Annotated in this window: 14 protein-coding genes and 5 pseudogenes; 7 read left to right on the forward strand and 12 right to left on the reverse strand. The window is 52.3% G+C overall.

The window, feature by feature from the left end; all coding sequences use genetic code 11:
- The first annotated feature begins 89 nt into the window (after positions 1-89).
- The 6 genes and pseudogenes from SOPEG_RS00295 (at position 90) to mscL (ending at position 5046) form a co-directional block, all read left to right on the forward strand.
- A complete protein-coding gene (locus SOPEG_RS00295; protein ID WP_038469271.1) occupies positions 90-389 on the forward strand; it encodes a hypothetical protein in 300 nt (99 codons plus the stop codon).
- Positions 386-904 (forward strand): lysozyme, encoded by a 519-nt coding sequence (locus SOPEG_RS00300; protein WP_025243867.1) that lies wholly within the window; start codon positions 386-388, stop codon positions 902-904. The genes SOPEG_RS00295 and SOPEG_RS00300 overlap by 4 nt, the downstream gene beginning before the upstream one ends.
- Entirely contained in the window at positions 889-1266 is a 378-nt protein-coding gene (locus tag SOPEG_RS00305; RefSeq protein ID WP_025243868.1) for a hypothetical protein, read from the forward strand. Before SOPEG_RS00300 ends, SOPEG_RS00305 begins: the two co-directional genes overlap by 16 nt.
- Before the next feature lie 441 nt (positions 1267-1707).
- Entirely contained in the window at positions 1708-3009 is a 1302-nt protein-coding gene (gene rsmB, locus SOPEG_RS00315) for a 16S rRNA (cytosine(967)-C(5))-methyltransferase RsmB (RefSeq protein WP_025243869.1), read from the forward strand.
- Positions 3010-3110: 101 nt separating this feature from the next.
- Positions 3111-4487: pseudogene (gene trkA, locus SOPEG_RS00320) on the forward strand (Trk system potassium transporter TrkA).
- Positions 4488-4617: 130 nt separating this feature from the next.
- Positions 4618-5046, forward strand: coding sequence for a large-conductance mechanosensitive channel protein MscL (mscL, locus tag SOPEG_RS00325; protein ID WP_081742882.1), 429 nt, complete (start codon positions 4618-4620; stop codon positions 5044-5046).
- Between the two features lie 5 nt (positions 5047-5051).
- Here mscL and SOPEG_RS00330 read toward each other — a convergent pair whose 3' ends face one another.
- Together SOPEG_RS00330 and SOPEG_RS00335 are read right to left on the reverse strand one after the other, a co-directional pair.
- The gene (locus SOPEG_RS00330; protein ID WP_025243870.1) at positions 5052-5300 is read right to left on the reverse strand and encodes an alternative ribosome-rescue factor A; all 249 of its coding nucleotides are present in this window, start codon (positions 5298-5300) and stop codon (positions 5052-5054) included.
- Positions 5301-5344: 44 nt separating this feature from the next.
- Entirely contained in the window at positions 5345-5713 is a 369-nt protein-coding gene (locus SOPEG_RS00335) for a DnaJ family domain-containing protein (protein WP_025243871.1), read from the reverse strand.
- A 487-nt stretch (positions 5714-6200) separates the two neighbouring features.
- Between SOPEG_RS00335 and fhuE the strand changes: the two are divergent.
- Positions 6201-8397 (forward strand): annotated as a pseudogene (gene fhuE, locus SOPEG_RS00345) (ferric-rhodotorulic acid/ferric-coprogen receptor FhuE).
- 238 nt (positions 8398-8635) lie between these two features.
- On the opposite strand, the pseudogene SOPEG_RS00355 reads toward fhuE, so the two are convergent.
- The 10 genes and pseudogenes from SOPEG_RS00355 to rpmJ all read right to left on the reverse strand — a co-directional run bounded on the left by SOPEG_RS00355 (position 8636) and on the right by rpmJ (position 15540).
- A pseudogene (locus SOPEG_RS00355) lies at positions 8636-9845 on the reverse strand (IS256-like element ISSoEn2 family transposase).
- 100 nt (positions 9846-9945) lie between these two features.
- Positions 9946-10870, reverse strand: a pseudogene (locus tag SOPEG_RS23695) (IS5-like element ISSoEn1 family transposase).
- Between the two features lie 64 nt (positions 10871-10934).
- On the reverse strand, positions 10935-11480 hold the full coding sequence (locus SOPEG_RS00365; protein WP_025243872.1) for an ankyrin repeat domain-containing protein: 546 nt from the start codon (positions 11478-11480) through the stop codon (positions 10935-10937).
- Between the two features lie 22 nt (positions 11481-11502).
- Positions 11503-11919, reverse strand: coding sequence for a hypothetical protein (locus tag SOPEG_RS00370; RefSeq protein WP_148296966.1), 417 nt, complete (start codon positions 11917-11919; stop codon positions 11503-11505).
- A 491-nt stretch (positions 11920-12410) separates the two neighbouring features.
- Positions 12411-12806 carry a 50S ribosomal protein L17 gene (gene rplQ / locus SOPEG_RS00375; RefSeq protein WP_025243874.1) on the reverse strand — a complete coding sequence of 132 codons (396 nt, stop codon included), beginning with the start codon at positions 12804-12806 and terminating at the stop codon, positions 12411-12413.
- Between the two features lie 40 nt (positions 12807-12846).
- A pseudogene (locus tag SOPEG_RS00380) lies at positions 12847-13837 on the reverse strand (DNA-directed RNA polymerase subunit alpha).
- Between the two features lie 25 nt (positions 13838-13862).
- Positions 13863-14483 carry a 30S ribosomal protein S4 gene (gene rpsD, locus SOPEG_RS00385; RefSeq protein ID WP_025243875.1) on the reverse strand — a complete coding sequence of 207 codons (621 nt, stop codon included), beginning with the start codon at positions 14481-14483 and terminating at the stop codon, positions 13863-13865.
- A gap of 30 nt (positions 14484-14513) precedes the next feature.
- Complete coding sequence (gene rpsK, locus SOPEG_RS00390) at positions 14514-14903, reverse strand: 30S ribosomal protein S11 (protein WP_025243876.1); 390 nt, start codon at positions 14901-14903, stop codon at positions 14514-14516.
- Between the two features lie 16 nt (positions 14904-14919).
- Entirely contained in the window at positions 14920-15276 is a 357-nt protein-coding gene (gene rpsM, locus SOPEG_RS00395; protein ID WP_025243877.1) for a 30S ribosomal protein S13, read from the reverse strand.
- Positions 15277-15423: 147 nt separating this feature from the next.
- The gene (gene rpmJ / locus SOPEG_RS23700; RefSeq protein WP_002227352.1) at positions 15424-15540 is read right to left on the reverse strand and encodes a 50S ribosomal protein L36; all 117 of its coding nucleotides are present in this window, start codon (positions 15538-15540) and stop codon (positions 15424-15426) included.
- Positions 15541-15564 lie beyond the last annotated feature (24 nt).

The following is a 15564-nucleotide window of genomic DNA, read 5'->3' on the forward strand; positions in this document are numbered from 1 at the left end:
GGTTTTATTGTTCTAAGAACAACAACAATCCACCCATATATGGTTTAATCACCTTGTCAATTAATTATCTGGCGGATGGGGCCATGAGAATGGATCAGCAATCTAGCAACATAGTCACGCAGTTTTTTGCATGGCTTGCAGCAATTGCCTCAGCAGCAGGGATTTCTACCCAAGACCTAATCTACATAGCATTCGGAGCAATTGGCGTCATTGTGTCGATACTGTCCTTTGTACTTGGACGTATTGATGCAAGGGCAAAACGAAGGCAAGACACACGCCGTACAGCACTTTATGAGAACTACCTCAATATACGTATTGCCCGCGATGATTTGAAAAATAGCGAGATTCTTCAGCATATGAACCATTCAGGCGGGGAACAAAAAACATGAGCCGCCTAAGTAAGGCTGTAATCACACTGATCATATCTGGCGCAAGTGCTGCGGTAATCTTACCCCAATTTCTTAACGAAAAAGAAGCAAATCACATCAAGGCATACAAAGATTCTGGCGGCGTTTGGACAATATGCCGAGGTCTAACCAACATCGACGGTAAACCAGTAAATGCCAATATGAAATTCAGTACAGCACAGTGCGAAGCATTCAATAAGCAAGAAGAGGCTAACGCGCTGGCATGGGTCGAGCGTAATGTCCAAGTCCAGCTTAGTGAACCACAGAAAGCCGCAGTAGCGTCATTCTGCTACTGGAACATCGGCTCCGGTAAGTGCCAAGGTTCTACATTCTGGCGCAAACTCAATGCTGGTGATCGCAAGGGAGCTTGCGCGGAATTAAACCGCTGGGTGTTTGACGGAGGTAAAGATTGCCGACTGACTAAAGGAATGAAGCATGGATGCTACGGTCAGATTGAGCGCAGGAAGCAGGAGGAAGAACTATGCTTAGCAAACTGATGGCTAATAGCATAATGTTCTTTTTTGCATTATCGGCACTTATAGGCACTGGTGTATGGCTTGCAGGACGTCACTACCAGCTAACGATTGATAAACTGAATGAGACACTGGCGCTTTGCAGAACCAGCAAGCATCAACAGGCCGCAACGATAGAAATCCAAAACGCCGGTATTGAAGCCTTGCGGCGCGTCGAGGCCGAGCATCAAGCAAAAGCAGAGGCCGAGCAGAAAAAGGCCCTAAACGAGGCAAGGTATAACTACAGCAAGGCCAATGCAGTGCTCTCAGAGCGTACCATTGGCGATGTATGCTTAGCTGCAGCCAAAGCATTTGACGATGAACTTCGCCGGGAACGGGCGAAATGAAGCATTGGATACCTATTTTTGTTCTGGCGTTGGCTGGCTGTGCCAATGATACCCAGCCTCCAGCATATGTAGAAGTCAAAGTACCGGTACCGATCCTCTGCAAAACTGTGGACGTTAGACCACCGTCATTCGCTGTTGATCAGCTACCGATCGGTGCTACTATCGATTCGATGCGCAAATGCGAGCATTACGAGCTGAACGTCACCAGCGAATCGGATACGAGCGCGAGCTAATAGCATCAATCAATATGTACAAAAAGTAGTCACATTGTTCTGATGACGGTATAAAAGACGGTATGCAGCATAGCAATAAAAATAAAATTTATTAAAAATCAAAATTTTGATTTTATTATTAACAATTCTGGATAATCTTCACCTGAAGGGTGAGCCGGCGGCGTTGGCCACCGGTTATATGGCGAGAGCCTCCATGGCCCGGTCTGCTATGAAAACACACTATAATCTCCGCGTTATCGCCGCCAAGGCAGTAGCGCAGGTGCTGGACCAAGGCCAGTCTCTCGGCGCCCTGTTACCGCCGTTACAGGCGTCCTTGAACGAAAAGGACCGGGCGCTGCTGCAGGAGCTCTGTTTCGGTATTATGCGCGTCCTGCCACAGTTGGAATGGATCCTGCGCCAGCTGATGGAAAAACCGTTGACCGGTAAACAGCGGCCGGTTCATTACCTGCTCATGGTCGGTTTGTATCAGTTGATCTACACCCGCATCCCTGCCCATGCCGCGCTGGCGGAGACGGTAGAGGGCGCGGTGGCGCTGAAACGGCCGCCGCTCAAGGGGTTGATTAACGGCGTGTTGCGCCAGTTCCAACGCCAGCAGGCAGCCTTGCTGGCCGAGGCCGCGCAACTGGACATCCGCCACCTGCATCCCTCCTGGCTGCAAAAACGGATCCTGGCCGCCTGGCCGGCGCAGTATGCGCAGATAATCGACGCCAACAACCAACGGCCGCCGATGTGGCTACGGGTCAACCGCCGGCACCACAGCCGTGACGCCTATCTGGCGCTGCTGGCCGATGCGGCTATCGCCGCCGTCGCGCACCCGCAGTTGCCCGACGCGATCAAGCTGGAGGTACCGTGCAACGTCGGCCGCCTGCCCGGCTTCGATCGGGGCTGGGTAACGGTGCAGGATGCATCGGCACAGGACTGCGCCTTGCTGCTGGCACCGCAGGACGGCGAGACCATCCTCGATCTGTGCGCCGCCCCCGGCGGCAAGACCACCCATCTTTTGGAGATCGCGCCCGCGGCGCGAGTCACCGCGGTGGATGTGGACGGGCAGCGTGCGGCACGAATCCATGACAATCTGCAGCGGCTGGGCATGCAGGCGGAGATCATCATTGGCGACGGGCGTACGCCGGAAGACTGGTGCGATAATCGGCTTTTCAATCGCATCCTGCTGGATGCGCCCTGCTCCGCGACGGGCGTTATACGCCGGCATCCGGATATCAAATGGCTGCGCCGCGACGGGGATATCGCCGAGCTGGCCGAACTGCAGCGGCAGATCCTGCACGCCGCCTGGAGGACCCTAAAGCCCGGCGGCACGTTGCTGTATGCCACCTGTTCAATTCTGCCGGAGGAAAACCGCGGCCAAATCGCCACTTTTCTCGCCGGCCATCCTGACGCCCGGTTGCAGGAAACGGGCGATGCCGCCGCTCCCGGTTTGCAATGCTTACCGTCGCCGGCGTCGGGCGATGGTTTCTTTTACGCTAAGATGATAAAAGGGACGCAAGTCCCCTGACGGCGTGCATACTAACAGGAGCGTGCGCTCGCTAACGGCGCGCTTGATAACAGGTGCCCCGCCCGCTAACGGCGTGCTTGGCTGAACACAACGGGTCAATTATGAAAATTATCATCCTTGGTGCGGGGCAGGTCGGCGGAACGCTGGCGGAAAACCTGGTCGGTGAGAATAATGACATCACCATCGTCGATACCAATCCTGACCAGCTGCGCCAGTTGCAGGACAAGTTTGATCTGCGCGCGATCCAGGGGCACGGATCCCATCCGCGGGTTCTGCGTGATGCTGGGGCGGAGGATGCTGATATGCTGGTGGCGGTCATCAACTCCGATGAAACCAATATGATTGCCTGTTAAATAGCCTATACGCTGTTCAAAACTCCTAACCGTATCGTCCGCATCCGCTCCCACGATTATGTCCACGAGGCGAAGCGGCTGTTTTCGCCGGAAGCGGTGCCTATCGATCATTTAATATCCCCCGAGCAGTTGGTCACCGATAACATCTATAAACTGATTGAGTATCCCGGCGCGCTGCAGGTGGTCAATTTCGCCGAAGGCAAAGTTAGCCTGGTGGCGGTCAAAGCCTATTATGGCGGGCCGCTGGTCGGCAATGCCCTCTCTTCCCTGCGCGAACATATGCCGCACATCGAAACGCGCGTCACGGCGATTTTTCGCCAGGACCGGCCAATCCGCCCGCAGGGTTCGACGATTATCGAGGCGGGCGATGAGGTATTTTTCGTGGTCGCCTCGCAGCATATCCGCGCGGTGATGAGCGAAATGCAGCGGCTGGAAAAGCCCTATAAGCGCATTATGATTGTCGGCGGCGGTAATATCGGCGCCGGCCTGGCTTATCGGCTGGAAAAAGATTACAGCGTGAAGCTGATTGAGCGCGATCAAGAGCGGGCCCCGGAGCTGGCGGAACGGCTGCATGATACTATCGTCTTTTATGGTGATGCCTCCGATCAGGAGCTACTGGCGCAGGAGCATATTGAGCAGATCGACGTTTTTATCGCCATCACCAACGACGATGAAGCCAATATCATGTCCGCCATGCTGGCCAAACGGATGGGCGCGAAAAAGGTATTGGTACTTATCCAGCGGCGCGCCTATGTGGATCTGGTGCAGGGCAGCGTTATCGACATCGCTATTTCTCCACAGCAGGCCACGATATCCGCGCTGCTGGGGCATGTGCGCAAGGCAGATATCGTCAGCGTCTCCTCGCTGCGGCGCGGAGTGGCGGAGGCGATTGAGGCCATCGCACACGGCAACGAGAGCACCTCGCGGGTGGTTGGCCGCCATATCGACGCCATCAAACTGCCGCCCGGCACTATCATCGGCGCTATTGTGCGCGGCGATGAAGTGATTATCGCCAATCGCAACAGCCGTATCGAACAGGGCGACCATGTGATCATGTTCCTGACCGATAAAAAGTTTGTCAGCGATGTGGAACGGCTGTTCCAACCCAGTCCCTTTTTCCTTTAAGCATCGACATGTCGAAGGCCTATTCGGAAAAATACCCCCTGGTAAATCATTCATCTTTTGTTAGACTTAGTTCATTCACAAATGATGGAGCAATCCTATGAGTTTCTTACAATAATTCCGCAAATTCGCGATGCGTGGCAACGTGGTCGACCTGGCGGTCGGTATTATCATCGGTGCCGCTTTCGGCAAAATCGTCTCTTCTTTAGTGGCCAACGTCATCATGCCGCCGCTGGGGTTGCTGATCGGAGAAATTGATTTTAAGCAATTCAGTTGGGTGCTCAAGCCGGCGCAGGGAGACACGCCGGCGGTGGTCATGGAGTATGGTATTTTCTTGCAAAACATCTTTGATTTCATCATAGTAGCCTTTGCCGTGTTCTGTATCATTAAACTTATTAACAGAATGCATCGCAAAGAGGCGGAAAAACCGGCCGAGCCGCCCAAACCGAGTGCGGAAGAGACACTACTCACCGAGATCCGCGATCTCTTGAAACAGCAAAACAATGCCGTAGCGCCGGGTACAACGACGATAAGCGGCCAAACGCCGCCGCCTAAACTCTAAGGCAATTAACGGGCCGCAGCCGAAAACGTTAATCCACTCGCTGTTCGACAGCAAACCAGAAAACCAGTGGCAACCGTATCAATGATGCGTTTGCCACTGGCCTCCCAGTTCTTCCCCTGCTGGTGTTTACGATTGTAACTGCCCTTCCCTTTCTTATTTTTTGCGCGCCGTTGACGAAACAGCGGATCGTACAGCAGTGCCGCAAGCGCGTTGTCATGAATAGTGCCTTTGGTGTGGCGATAGTTTTCTTTCATAGCCGTTCTCTCGTCTAGTTGATTAATGCGCTAGCGCTTTTGCGTCAGGTTCGGGCAAAACGCGCGCGCAGTTGTTGCTGGTAATGCTGATGTAAAAAATCTGTGCTGAGCCCGGACTGTCGCAGCTTCATCTCCAACAGCCGCAGCCTGGCATCCAGAGGCGCGAAACGAGGGTCGTCCTCGCACAGCGTGTGGAGCAGATCCGCAAGCTGCAAGGCTTCTTTGCGATCCTGCAGCTCCGCCGGCAGGTAGCCGGCGTTTTTAAGTAACCGGTAGCCTGTACGCAGCGTTTCCGGCACAGCGCTGTCGTCATCCAACTGCTGCGGCTTGCCATAGCCGGGCAGCGCATCAAACTCTCCCGCCTGCTGCGCTTGCTGTATATGACGTTCGGCCCAGTCGTCCACAATGCCCATACTTTTACCCCGGATAGTTTGGCGAGACAGAGTGGCTGCGACTTACCCCTTGACCACGCGGTCAGCCCCTCTATGTTACGCAAAAACAGGCTATAACACTATCGGATGCTTAACGTCCCCTCACAGCCGTGATAAAAAGTCAGCCAAACAACGGGCTTTGGCTTCGCAAAATGCTCGCTACCTCCTTCGGCACCGGCGGCGGCTGGCCGCTCGCGACGTTGCCTGTCGCGCGAGCGCTAAAGAGCTCATGTCGGCACGCCCCTTAGGTAGCCACCCCACGCGGTTACGGCCACGTCACCCGCCGAAGCGCCTTACAATAATTGCATGATGTATTAATCAAATTCAAACCAAGCAACATCTGTTTACATTGATAATGTAAATAAATATACTTCTAATTTATTTTATCAAAATTAAATAATTTCACACCCATCCAGGATTGGCATCGCATTGATGCCGCTTGACGATAACAAATGAGATAGGAGAGGTAATGTTTTCCGCCAATGATTCATCAATGGGGCGCGGGCCATCGTATTTGGCCGCCGCCATTGCCTTGGCATTGATGCCAAGCGCCGCCTTTGCCGCTTCCGCCGCCACCGACAGCACTGAAGAGACCATCGTTGTGAAAGGGACCACCGATGCCGACGCGGCAGCGGACAGCCAGAATCAGGATTACAGCGTCCCGACCACGACCAGCGGCACCAAAATGCCGATGGTGTTGCGCGATATTCCGCAGTCGGTCGGTATCATCAGCCAACAGCGGATGGCGGATCAACAGCTCCATTCGCTGGGTGATGTGATGGCATACACAACCGGGATCAGTAGGAACCTGTCAGGATCGGATCGCGACCTCTACTATTCCCGCGGTTTCCAAATAGACAATTACATGGTCGATGGCATTCCCACCTATTTCGAGTCTCGCTGGAACTTGGGCGATTCCGCAACGGATACCGCGCTCTATGACCGGGTAGAAGTGGTGCGAGGCGCCAATGGGCTGATGACGGGAACGGGCAACCCTTCAGCGGCGATCAATATGGTGCGCGAACATGCGACCAGCCGTGAGTTTAAAGGCGATCTTACCACCGAATACGGTAGCTGGGACAAACAACGGTATGTGGCCGATCTGCAAAGCCCTCTTACTGAAAGCGGCAACGTGCGCGGCCGTATCGTGGCCGGCTATCAGGATAACGACTCGTGGCTCGATCGCTATAACAATAAGAAAACCTTCTTCTCAAGCATCATTAGATGCCGATCTGAGCGACTCCACGAGTCTCGCCGCCGGATACGAATATCAGCGCATCGATACCAATAGCCCGACCTGGGCAGGCTTGCCGCGCTGGAATAGCGATGGCAGCGTCAGGCATTATGACCGAGCCCACAGCACCGCGCCGGACTGGGCCTACAATGATAAAGAAATCAATAAGTTTTTCGTCACTTTGACCCAGCGTTTCGCCGATAATTGGCAGGCCACGCTAAACGCCACCCATACCAATACCAAATTTGATAGCCAGATGATGTATCTGGACGCGGTAGTCAACAAAGAGACCGGGCAATTAGTCGGCCCCTATGGCAACTATTATGGCGCCGGCTATGATTATGTCGGCGGGACGGGCTGGAACACCGGCGAGCACAAAGTGGACTCGGTCGATCTGTTCACCGACGGCAAATATGAACTGTTGGGACGTCAGCATACCGTGATGCTGGGAGGCAGCTACAGCCGGCAAACCAACCGTTACCTAAACACCTGGGCCAATATTTATCCTGACGTGTTAGGTAGTTTCTACGATTATGACGGTAATTTCCCAGAAACCCAATGGGGCCAACAGACCGTCGCGCAGGATGATAAAACCTACATGAAACCGCTGTACGCAGCGACCCGCATTTCATTAGCCGATCCGCTAAACCTGATTATTGGCGCCCGTTATACCAACTGGCGCATTGATGCCATGACCTACAGTATGGAGAAAAACCATACCTCGCCCTACGCGGGTTTGGTGTATGACATTGATGAAAACTGGTCGGCCTACGCCAGTTATACTTCTATCTTCCAGCCACAAAACTACCGCGACAGCTCGGGTAAATACCTCGCGCCCATCACCGGTAACAACTATGAAATCGGGGTGAAATCCGACTGGATGGGTAGCCGCCTGACCACAACGTTAGCCGTCTTCAGAATTGAGCAGGATAACGTCGCGCAAAGCACCGGCCAGATAATTCAAGGATCTACCGACACCGCTTATCGGGGCGTGGACGGCACCGTAAGCAAAGGGGTGGAATTCGAGATTAACGGAGCCATAACCGATAATTGGCAAATGACGTTCGGCGCCACGCGCTATGTCGCCACCGATTGTGATAACAAAGCGGTGAGCCCGGAACTGCCGCGAACCACGCTCAAACTGTTCACCAGCTATCGTCCGCAGGTTGCGCCGGATTTGACGGTGGACGGCGGGGTCAATTGGCAGAACCACGCGTACCAGGATATCTCCACCGCCTATGGTACTTGGCGTGCGGAACAGGGCAGCTATGCGGTGGTCGACTTGTTCAGCCGCTACCAGCTGACCAAAAATCTGTCGATACAGGCCAACATTCACAACTTATTTGATAAAACCTACGACACCAGCGTTTCCAATACGATCGTTTACGGCGAGCCGTGCAACTTTAGTCTCTCAGCAAACTACCATTTCTAACGCTTAATGACGGCGGGAGCATGCGCTCCCGTTTTAGTCTAAGTTGGTATAAATGCATTGCAGATAAGCACCATTTCGCAACGACTGCCCGCGCTAAAAAAGACGAGAAGTGCCTGAATAGACATCTAGCGATCGCCTTTACCGGGTTGGCGGCCATAACGCGCACGATGCTGGCGGCGACGGGGACTGTCTTATAACGTCACCGAGCCTGTACCGGATTCTGTGTAAATGCCTTTTCTCAGAAGTGACCGTCCAGGCGGTCACCGAACTCGATAATAAAGCGGCTCATTGCCATGCGCCAGTCCCTCAAAGGCATTGTCCATTTCTGTGAGGCCGCCTGTATCGCCAGCCACACCACCTTTTTCACTGCGTCGTCGGTCGGGAACACCTTACGCTTTTTGATGGCATGCCGGATCACGCTGTTTAACGACTCGATGGCGCTGGTCGTGTAGATCACCTTGCGGATGTCCGTTGGGTAGGCAAAGAACGTGGCCAGATTGGCCCAGTTTGCTTGCCAGCTTCGACTTATTTGCGGGTAGCGGATGTCCCAGGCACTGGAGAACGCTTCCAGCGCCTGCAAGCCGGCTTCTCTCCGTAGGGGCCTGATAGATAGCTTTCAGGTCGCGGGTGACGGCCTTGTAGTCCTTCCAGGAGACGAACCGCAGGCTGTTGCGCACCATATGCACGATACACAGCTGGAGCCGCGCCTCCGGATACATCGCGTTAATAGCGTCAGGGAAACCTTTCAGCCCGTCTACGCAGGCGATAAGGATATCGTTCAGGCCGCGGTTTTTCAGCTCTGTCAGCACGTTCAGCCAGAACTTTGCGCCTTCGTTTTCGGCCAGCCACATACCTAGCAACTCTTTATGGCCTTCGATGTTGATGCCCTGCGCCAGGAACACAGATTTGTTGATGATGCGGCTGTCCTGCCGGACTTTTAGAACGATACAGTCAAGATAAACAATGGGATAGACTGCATCCAGAGGCCGGTTTTGCCATTCGACAACCTGCTCCATGACCGCATCGGTGACCTTTGAGACCAGCGCCGGCGAGACATCGGCGTCATACAGCTCTTTGAACGCGGCGGCGATCTCGCGGGTGGTCATCCCTTTGGCGTACAACGATAAAATCTGGTTATCCATCCCGGTAATCCGGGTCTGGTTCTTCTTCACCAGTTGCGGTTCAAAGGAACCGTCACGATCGCGCGGAGTACGCAGCGCCAGCGGGCCATCGCCAGTGGTAACGGTTTTTGTGGAATAGCCGTTGCGGGCGTTGGTCCCCGGTTTAGGCTGATTTTTATCGTAGCCGAGGTGATGAGTCATTTCGGCATTGAGAGCTGCTTCGACGCTGATTTTTTTCAGCAGCCGATCGAAGTGACTGAGATCTTCAGGGGTTTTGAGATTTTTGGCCAGTTCGTTAGCCAGAGCCTGCAACTGTTTTTCGTCCATAAATTAACCTGTTTTTGATGTTGGATTGAACATATCAAAATCAGCGCTTTGTTGAATAAATCCGAAATTTGTGACGACTTCCTTCCTATCAGGGCGATTGTTACATGATGCGGACGCTGTTTGGCATTCCTAACAGTGTGATCCGGTTAAGTGCTTTAACCATTGCCATTGCCTCACCTACCTGCGCGTCATAGTCATGCAGACTCAGATGACCACCCAGAAGTGTTTTAAACCGGAACATGGCCGTTTCAGCCAGTGAACGCCGGTGATAACCTACTTTCTTTTTCCAGGTATCGTTATTGCCGCTCAGATGCTGATTTGCCACCGCATGGTTACGCTCATGGTATCGAGCTGGCCAATATTGCGCACCACTTCGCGGTGGGATAAGCGGCTTTATTTTTTTCCTCAGCAGAGCATCATGACAGTAACGCGTATCGTAAGCACTGTCAGCCGACGCTTCCCTGATTTTCCGGTGGGTTTGGTTAATCAGCCCGGGGCAGCGCCTGCGCATCTGTCGTACCGCTTAGCGATAAGTCGGCACAGATAATTTCATGTGTCGCGCTATCTACTGCCAGATGAAGCTTGCGCCATACTCTGCGCCTCTCAGCCCCATGCTGCCTGACTTTCCATTCGCCTTCGCCGAAGATTTTCAGGCCGGTGCCATCGATGACCAGGTGTGAGATTTCGCCGCGGGTTGGCGTTTTTATGCTGATGTCGACGGTTTTTGCTCGCCGGCTGACCAGAGAGTAATCTGGGCAGCGCAGCGACAGCCCCCTCAGTTTAAAAATCGCGTCAACGAAACCCTGTAACGCCCGGAGCGAAAGGTTAAACACGCGCTTTATCATCAGAACCGTGGTAATGGCCATATCGGTGTAGTGAAGCGGCCGGCCACGATGTTCAGGTGGTGTACTCTCAGTCCATGCAGCAATGGCTGACTCATCAAGCCATACTGTCATGTCCCCCCGCTGCCTGAGCGCATTGTTGTATGCGGGCCAGTTGGTGATTTTAAACTTTTGCTTTGCCATGGGGACCTGATGTTGAAACGAATGTAGTGATCAGAGCCGCCAGTCACCTAAAAGTTCGATTTATTCAACAAAGCCTGTCTGATAATGAAACCGTGCCACTCTCATCGCTGTCTGAGGAGTTCCATCTTGAGGACGACCGGCTGTCATTAAAGCCTCTATCCATCAACAAATTGACTATATCTTTATGTCCTAATTTTTCCGCCAGCCTGAGTGGCGTTATTTGTTTCCGTGCGCCTCTGAAATTGACATCCCATAGTGAGAAACCATTTCCATTAGCGCCTTTATCAAGCAGAAGCTTCACTTTATCATAATCATTTCTCTCTATAGCAAAATACAACGGCGTATATTGGTACTGATGATAATTCATGAAGTTATCTGCTCCAGGTAACCTACGTTTTTGTAAATAACTTAATGTTGTAAAATCATCGACCTTAAAGCCCATATCAATAATTTTTTTGACCACGGCAGTCCCGGGAGTAAAAATAATTGCCTTAGTCATTGCCGAATGACCATCAGCATCATATAAATTGACATTCAAGCCCCTTGGCTCCACAAACGCGAATAGCGTCATAAGCATGTCATCATCGATGCCCGAAGATATTGCTATCATAGCGGCCGTCTCCTTTCGGTCGTTAGCCCTGTTGATATCCCCCTCTTTGTTTAATCAGCTTGCCCGACAGTTCGAGGAAAGCTTGTCGTGTAGCCTCACTGAGGTCCGCATCAGTGGCGTAATGAGAAAACAACAACATTAATACCGTGTTCCCATCATCATCAGTTATCTTGTGATCCGTGCCCATTTCCAGAAGGTGGGTAGCGATGTGATAACGCCCTTTTCTTAATGCGTACATGAGTAATGTGTTTTTATCGCTGTCAATCTCAACATCAATACTGATATCTGCCGCTTTGGCGTTTTCCAGCGCGGCGATAAATGCATTGTGATCGCCTGTAACTATCCTATTCTTCAAATCAGCGACGAGGTACGCTGACGAAGCTGATGTCGCAAAAGGATAATGACTTAATGAAGATGAAATACTGGAAATAGGCATCAATCTCTCCCTCTCATTGGTTAAGTGGTAACTTTTCTGACCATAACGCTAAGTTGAGTTGATAATAGACCCTGTATATTCATTTTTTCCATTAACGAAAGTTTTTTAACACGACGAGTAAGAAGCGCTATTGGCACATATCTTATGCAGTTCTTATTAATTGACTAATTATTTCCATGAAGGACATAAGGGTTAGGCCAGGGGTTGATTTGGGACAATGTCATCGCGCCTTATCGCCGGCTATGGAAACGGTGACGGCAACAGGGAAGGGATCTTTGCGGCGGTTATCGGCAGAAGGGAAAATTCAGCTCAGCCACGGTGGCAGCGCCAACAGAGAATCATGGGGGCTACAGTTGTGGCTTGAATGCGCGCCATGGACTCTTGTGCGCTAAAACAACCACAGCGCTACACCTATTACGCCAAGCGGCAGGCAACTTTGGGGCATAAAAAAACCGGGCTAGGCCCGGTTTTTTACAAGCTTGCACAACGGCAGATTACTCTGCGGTCGCTTTCGCTGCTGGAGCTGTTGCTTCAGCGCGATCAACGAGTTCGATGTATGCCATCGGCGCGTTGTCGCCTGCACGGAAGCCACACTTCAGAATGCGAGTGTAACCACCGGCGCGGCTCGCGAAACGCGGGCCCAGCTCGTTAAACAGTTTTGCCACAATCTCGTTATCACGAGTGCGGGCGAATGCCAGACGACGATTTGCAACGCTGTCGGTCTTGGCAAGTGTAATCAGCGGTTCAACAACGCGGCGCAGCTCTTTCGCTTTCGGCAGGGTCGTCTTGATGATTTCATGACGAACCAAAGAGCCGGCCATGTTACGGAACATAGCCTGGCGATGGCTGCTGTTACGGTTCAGTTGACGACCACTCTTACGATGGCGCATGACCTTATCCTTCTCAGTAAAACCTTAACCTGTGATCGGGTTATTCATCAGCGATACTTGCCGGAGGCCAGTTCTCAAGGCGCATGCCCAGAGACAACCCACGGGAAGCCAACACGTCTTTGATCTCGGTAAGAGATTTTTTACCAAGGTTGGGCGTTTTCAGCAACTCAACCTCGGTGCGCTGTACCAGATCACCGATGTAGTGGATAGCTTCTGCCTTGAGGCAGTTAGCAGAGCGGACAGTCAATTCCAGATCGTCAACGGGGCGCAGCAGGATCGGATCGAATTCTGGTTTCTCTTCTTTCACTTCCGGCTGACGTACATCACGTAAGTCAACGAAAGCTTCCAGTTGTTCAGCCAGAATGGTTGCCGCACGGCGGATCGCCTCTTCAGGATCGATCGTGCCGTTGGTTTCCATTTCGAAAACCAGCTTGTCCAGGTCGGTACGCTGCTCAACGCGCGCTGCTTCCACATTGTAGGTGATACGCTCTACGGGGCTATAGCATGCGTCTACCAGCAGACGACCGATCGGGCGCCCATCTTCTTCCGAATGAATTCGGGCAGAAGCCGGAACATAACCACGTCCACGCTGAACCTTGATACGCATATTGATGGATGCGTTTTCATCGGTCAGGTGGCACAGGACATGCTGCAGCTTGACGATTTCGACATCCCCATCATGGGTGATGTCGGCTGCGGTCACAGGGCCAATGCCAGATTTATTCAGGGTCAAGACAACGTCATCTTTACCTTGAACTCCCACCGCCAGCCCTTTCAGGTTGAGCAGAATCTCCAGGATGTCTTCCTGTACACCTTCTTTGGTGCTGTACTCGTGCAGTACACCATCAATCTCAACCTCGGTCACCGCGCAACCCGGCATCGATGAAAGCAGAATACGGCGCAGTGCGTTACCCAGAGTATGGCCAAAGCCTCGCTCTAAGGGCTCAAGGGTCACCTTGGCGTGCGTCGAACTGACTTGCTCGATATCTACCAGGCGCGGTTTTAGAAAACTCTGTCACAGAACCCTGCATTGTGTCCTCTCTTTGGTACTAAGCCTTACTTAGAGTAAAGCTCGACGATCAGGTGTTCATTAATGTCCGCAGACAGATCGGTACGTTCTGGAATACGTTTGAACACCCCTTCCATCTTAGCAGCGTCGACTTCAAGCCAGGTCGGCTTTTCACGCTGCTCAGCCAGTTCCAATGAGGCACGAACACGGGATTGCTTTTTCGCTTTCTCACGGATGCTGACAACGTCATTCGGAGTAACCTGGTAAGAAGCGATGTTGACAACGCGGCCGTTCACCATGATCGCCTTGTGGCTGACCAATTGACGCGATTCAGCGCGGGTAGCACCAAAGCCCATGCGGTAAACAACGTTGTCGAGACGACCTTCCAGCAACTGCAACAGGTTTTCACCGGTATTGCCTTTCAGGCGTGCTGCTTCTTTGTAGTAGTTGCGGAATTGACGTTCCAGCACGCCGTAGATACGACGAACTTTTTGTTTTTCGCGCAACTGTACGCCGTAATCAGACAGACGCGGTTTACGCGCACCGTGCTGACCGGGCGGTTGCTCAATTTTGCACTTGGAATCGATCGCATGAACGCCAGACTTCAGGAATAGGTCTGTGCCCTCACGACGGCTCAGCTTGAGCTTAGGACCCAAATATCTTGCCATTTTCTTTCTCCAACTAACCTAAAAGCGGCGTTATACGCGGCGCTTTTTAGGCGGACGACAACCGTTATGGGGGATCGGAGTCACATCAGTAATGTTCGTGATGCGGAAACCAACCGCGTTTAACGCGCGGACGGTAGACTCGCGGCCCGGACCTGGTCCTTTAACCATAACTTCCAGATTCTTGATGCCATATTCTTTCACTGCTTCAGCGCAACGTTCTGCTGCAACCTGTGCGGCGAAAGGCGTGGACTTACGAGAACCACGGAAACCGGAACCACCGGCGGTCGCCCAACCCAACGCATTACCCTGACGATCGGTAATAGTTACGATGGTATTGTTGAAAGACGCATGGATATGAGCCACACCATCTGAAACTTGTTTTTTAACACGCTTACGTGCACGAATAGGTGCCTTAGCCATTATTTACTCACCCCGATTATTTCTTGATCGGTTTGCGCGGACCCTTACGGGTACGGGCATTGGTCTTGGTACGCTGACCGCGGACCGGAAGACCACGACGATGACGCAAACCACGATAGGTACCAAGGTCCATCAGACGCTTGATACTCAGGGTTACTTCACGGCGCAGATCGCCTTCGACAACAAACTTGGCAACTGCGTCACGCAGCGTGTCAATCTGCTCTTCAGACAGCTCACTGATCTTAACATTTTCAGCAATACTCGTAGCCGCACAGATGTGCTGCGAGCGGGTTTTGCCGATACCGTAGATTGATGTTAGGGCAATAACGGTATGTTTATGATCAGGAATGTTAATGCCTGCTATACGGGCCACTATGCACTCCTAAAATTTTTAACGGCAACACCATTCTGAAAAGCCCGTTTTCAGGATACCCAAACAATGTTGCAGCGACATACAAAAGATTGGCTGGCTAATCTAGCCAGCTCAACCCAACTTTGCAAGAAAAAAATGCCGGAAATATTAGCCTTGGCGCTGTTTATGCTTAGGCTCAGCGCTGCAAATCACACGAACGACACCGTTACGCTTAACGATTTTGCAGTTACGACATAATTTCTTGACGGAAGCACGAACTTTCATTTTTACTCTCCGTAACTTCTCAAG

It is taken from the genome of Candidatus Sodalis pierantonius str. SOPE (genome assembly GCF_000517405.1).
GTDB lineage: Bacteria > Pseudomonadota > Gammaproteobacteria > Enterobacterales > Enterobacteriaceae > Sodalis_C > Sodalis_C pierantonii.

Coding starts and splice junctions, on each gene's coding strand:
- SOPEG_RS00335 (WP_025243871.1), bottom strand. CDS start 5,713: ATGGGCATTGTGGACGACTGGGCCGAACGTCATATACAGCAAGCGCAG.
- rpsK (WP_025243876.1), bottom strand. CDS start 14,903: ATGGCTAAGGCACCTATTCGTGCACGTAAGCGTGTTAAAAAACAAGTT.
- SOPEG_RS00295 (WP_038469271.1), top strand. CDS start 90: ATGGATCAGCAATCTAGCAACATAGTCACGCAGTTTTTTGCATGGCTT.
- rpmJ (WP_002227352.1), bottom strand. CDS start 15,540: ATGAAAGTTCGTGCTTCCGTCAAGAAATTATGTCGTAACTGCAAAATC.
- SOPEG_RS00330 (WP_025243870.1), bottom strand. CDS start 5,300: ATGAAAGAAAACTATCGCCACACCAAAGGCACTATTCATGACAACGCG.
- SOPEG_RS00365 (WP_025243872.1), bottom strand. CDS start 11,480: ATGATAGCAATATCTTCGGGCATCGATGATGACATGCTTATGACGCTA.
- rpsD (WP_025243875.1), bottom strand. CDS start 14,483: ATGGCAAGATATTTGGGTCCTAAGCTCAAGCTGAGCCGTCGTGAGGGC.
- rsmB (WP_025243869.1), top strand. CDS start 1,708: ATGAAAACACACTATAATCTCCGCGTTATCGCCGCCAAGGCAGTAGCG.
- mscL (WP_081742882.1), top strand. CDS start 4,618: ATGCGTGGCAACGTGGTCGACCTGGCGGTCGGTATTATCATCGGTGCC.
- SOPEG_RS00300 (WP_025243867.1), top strand. CDS start 386: ATGAGCCGCCTAAGTAAGGCTGTAATCACACTGATCATATCTGGCGCA.
- rplQ (WP_025243874.1), bottom strand. CDS start 12,806: ATGCGCCATCGTAAGAGTGGTCGTCAACTGAACCGTAACAGCAGCCAT.
- SOPEG_RS00305 (WP_025243868.1), top strand. CDS start 889: ATGCTTAGCAAACTGATGGCTAATAGCATAATGTTCTTTTTTGCATTA.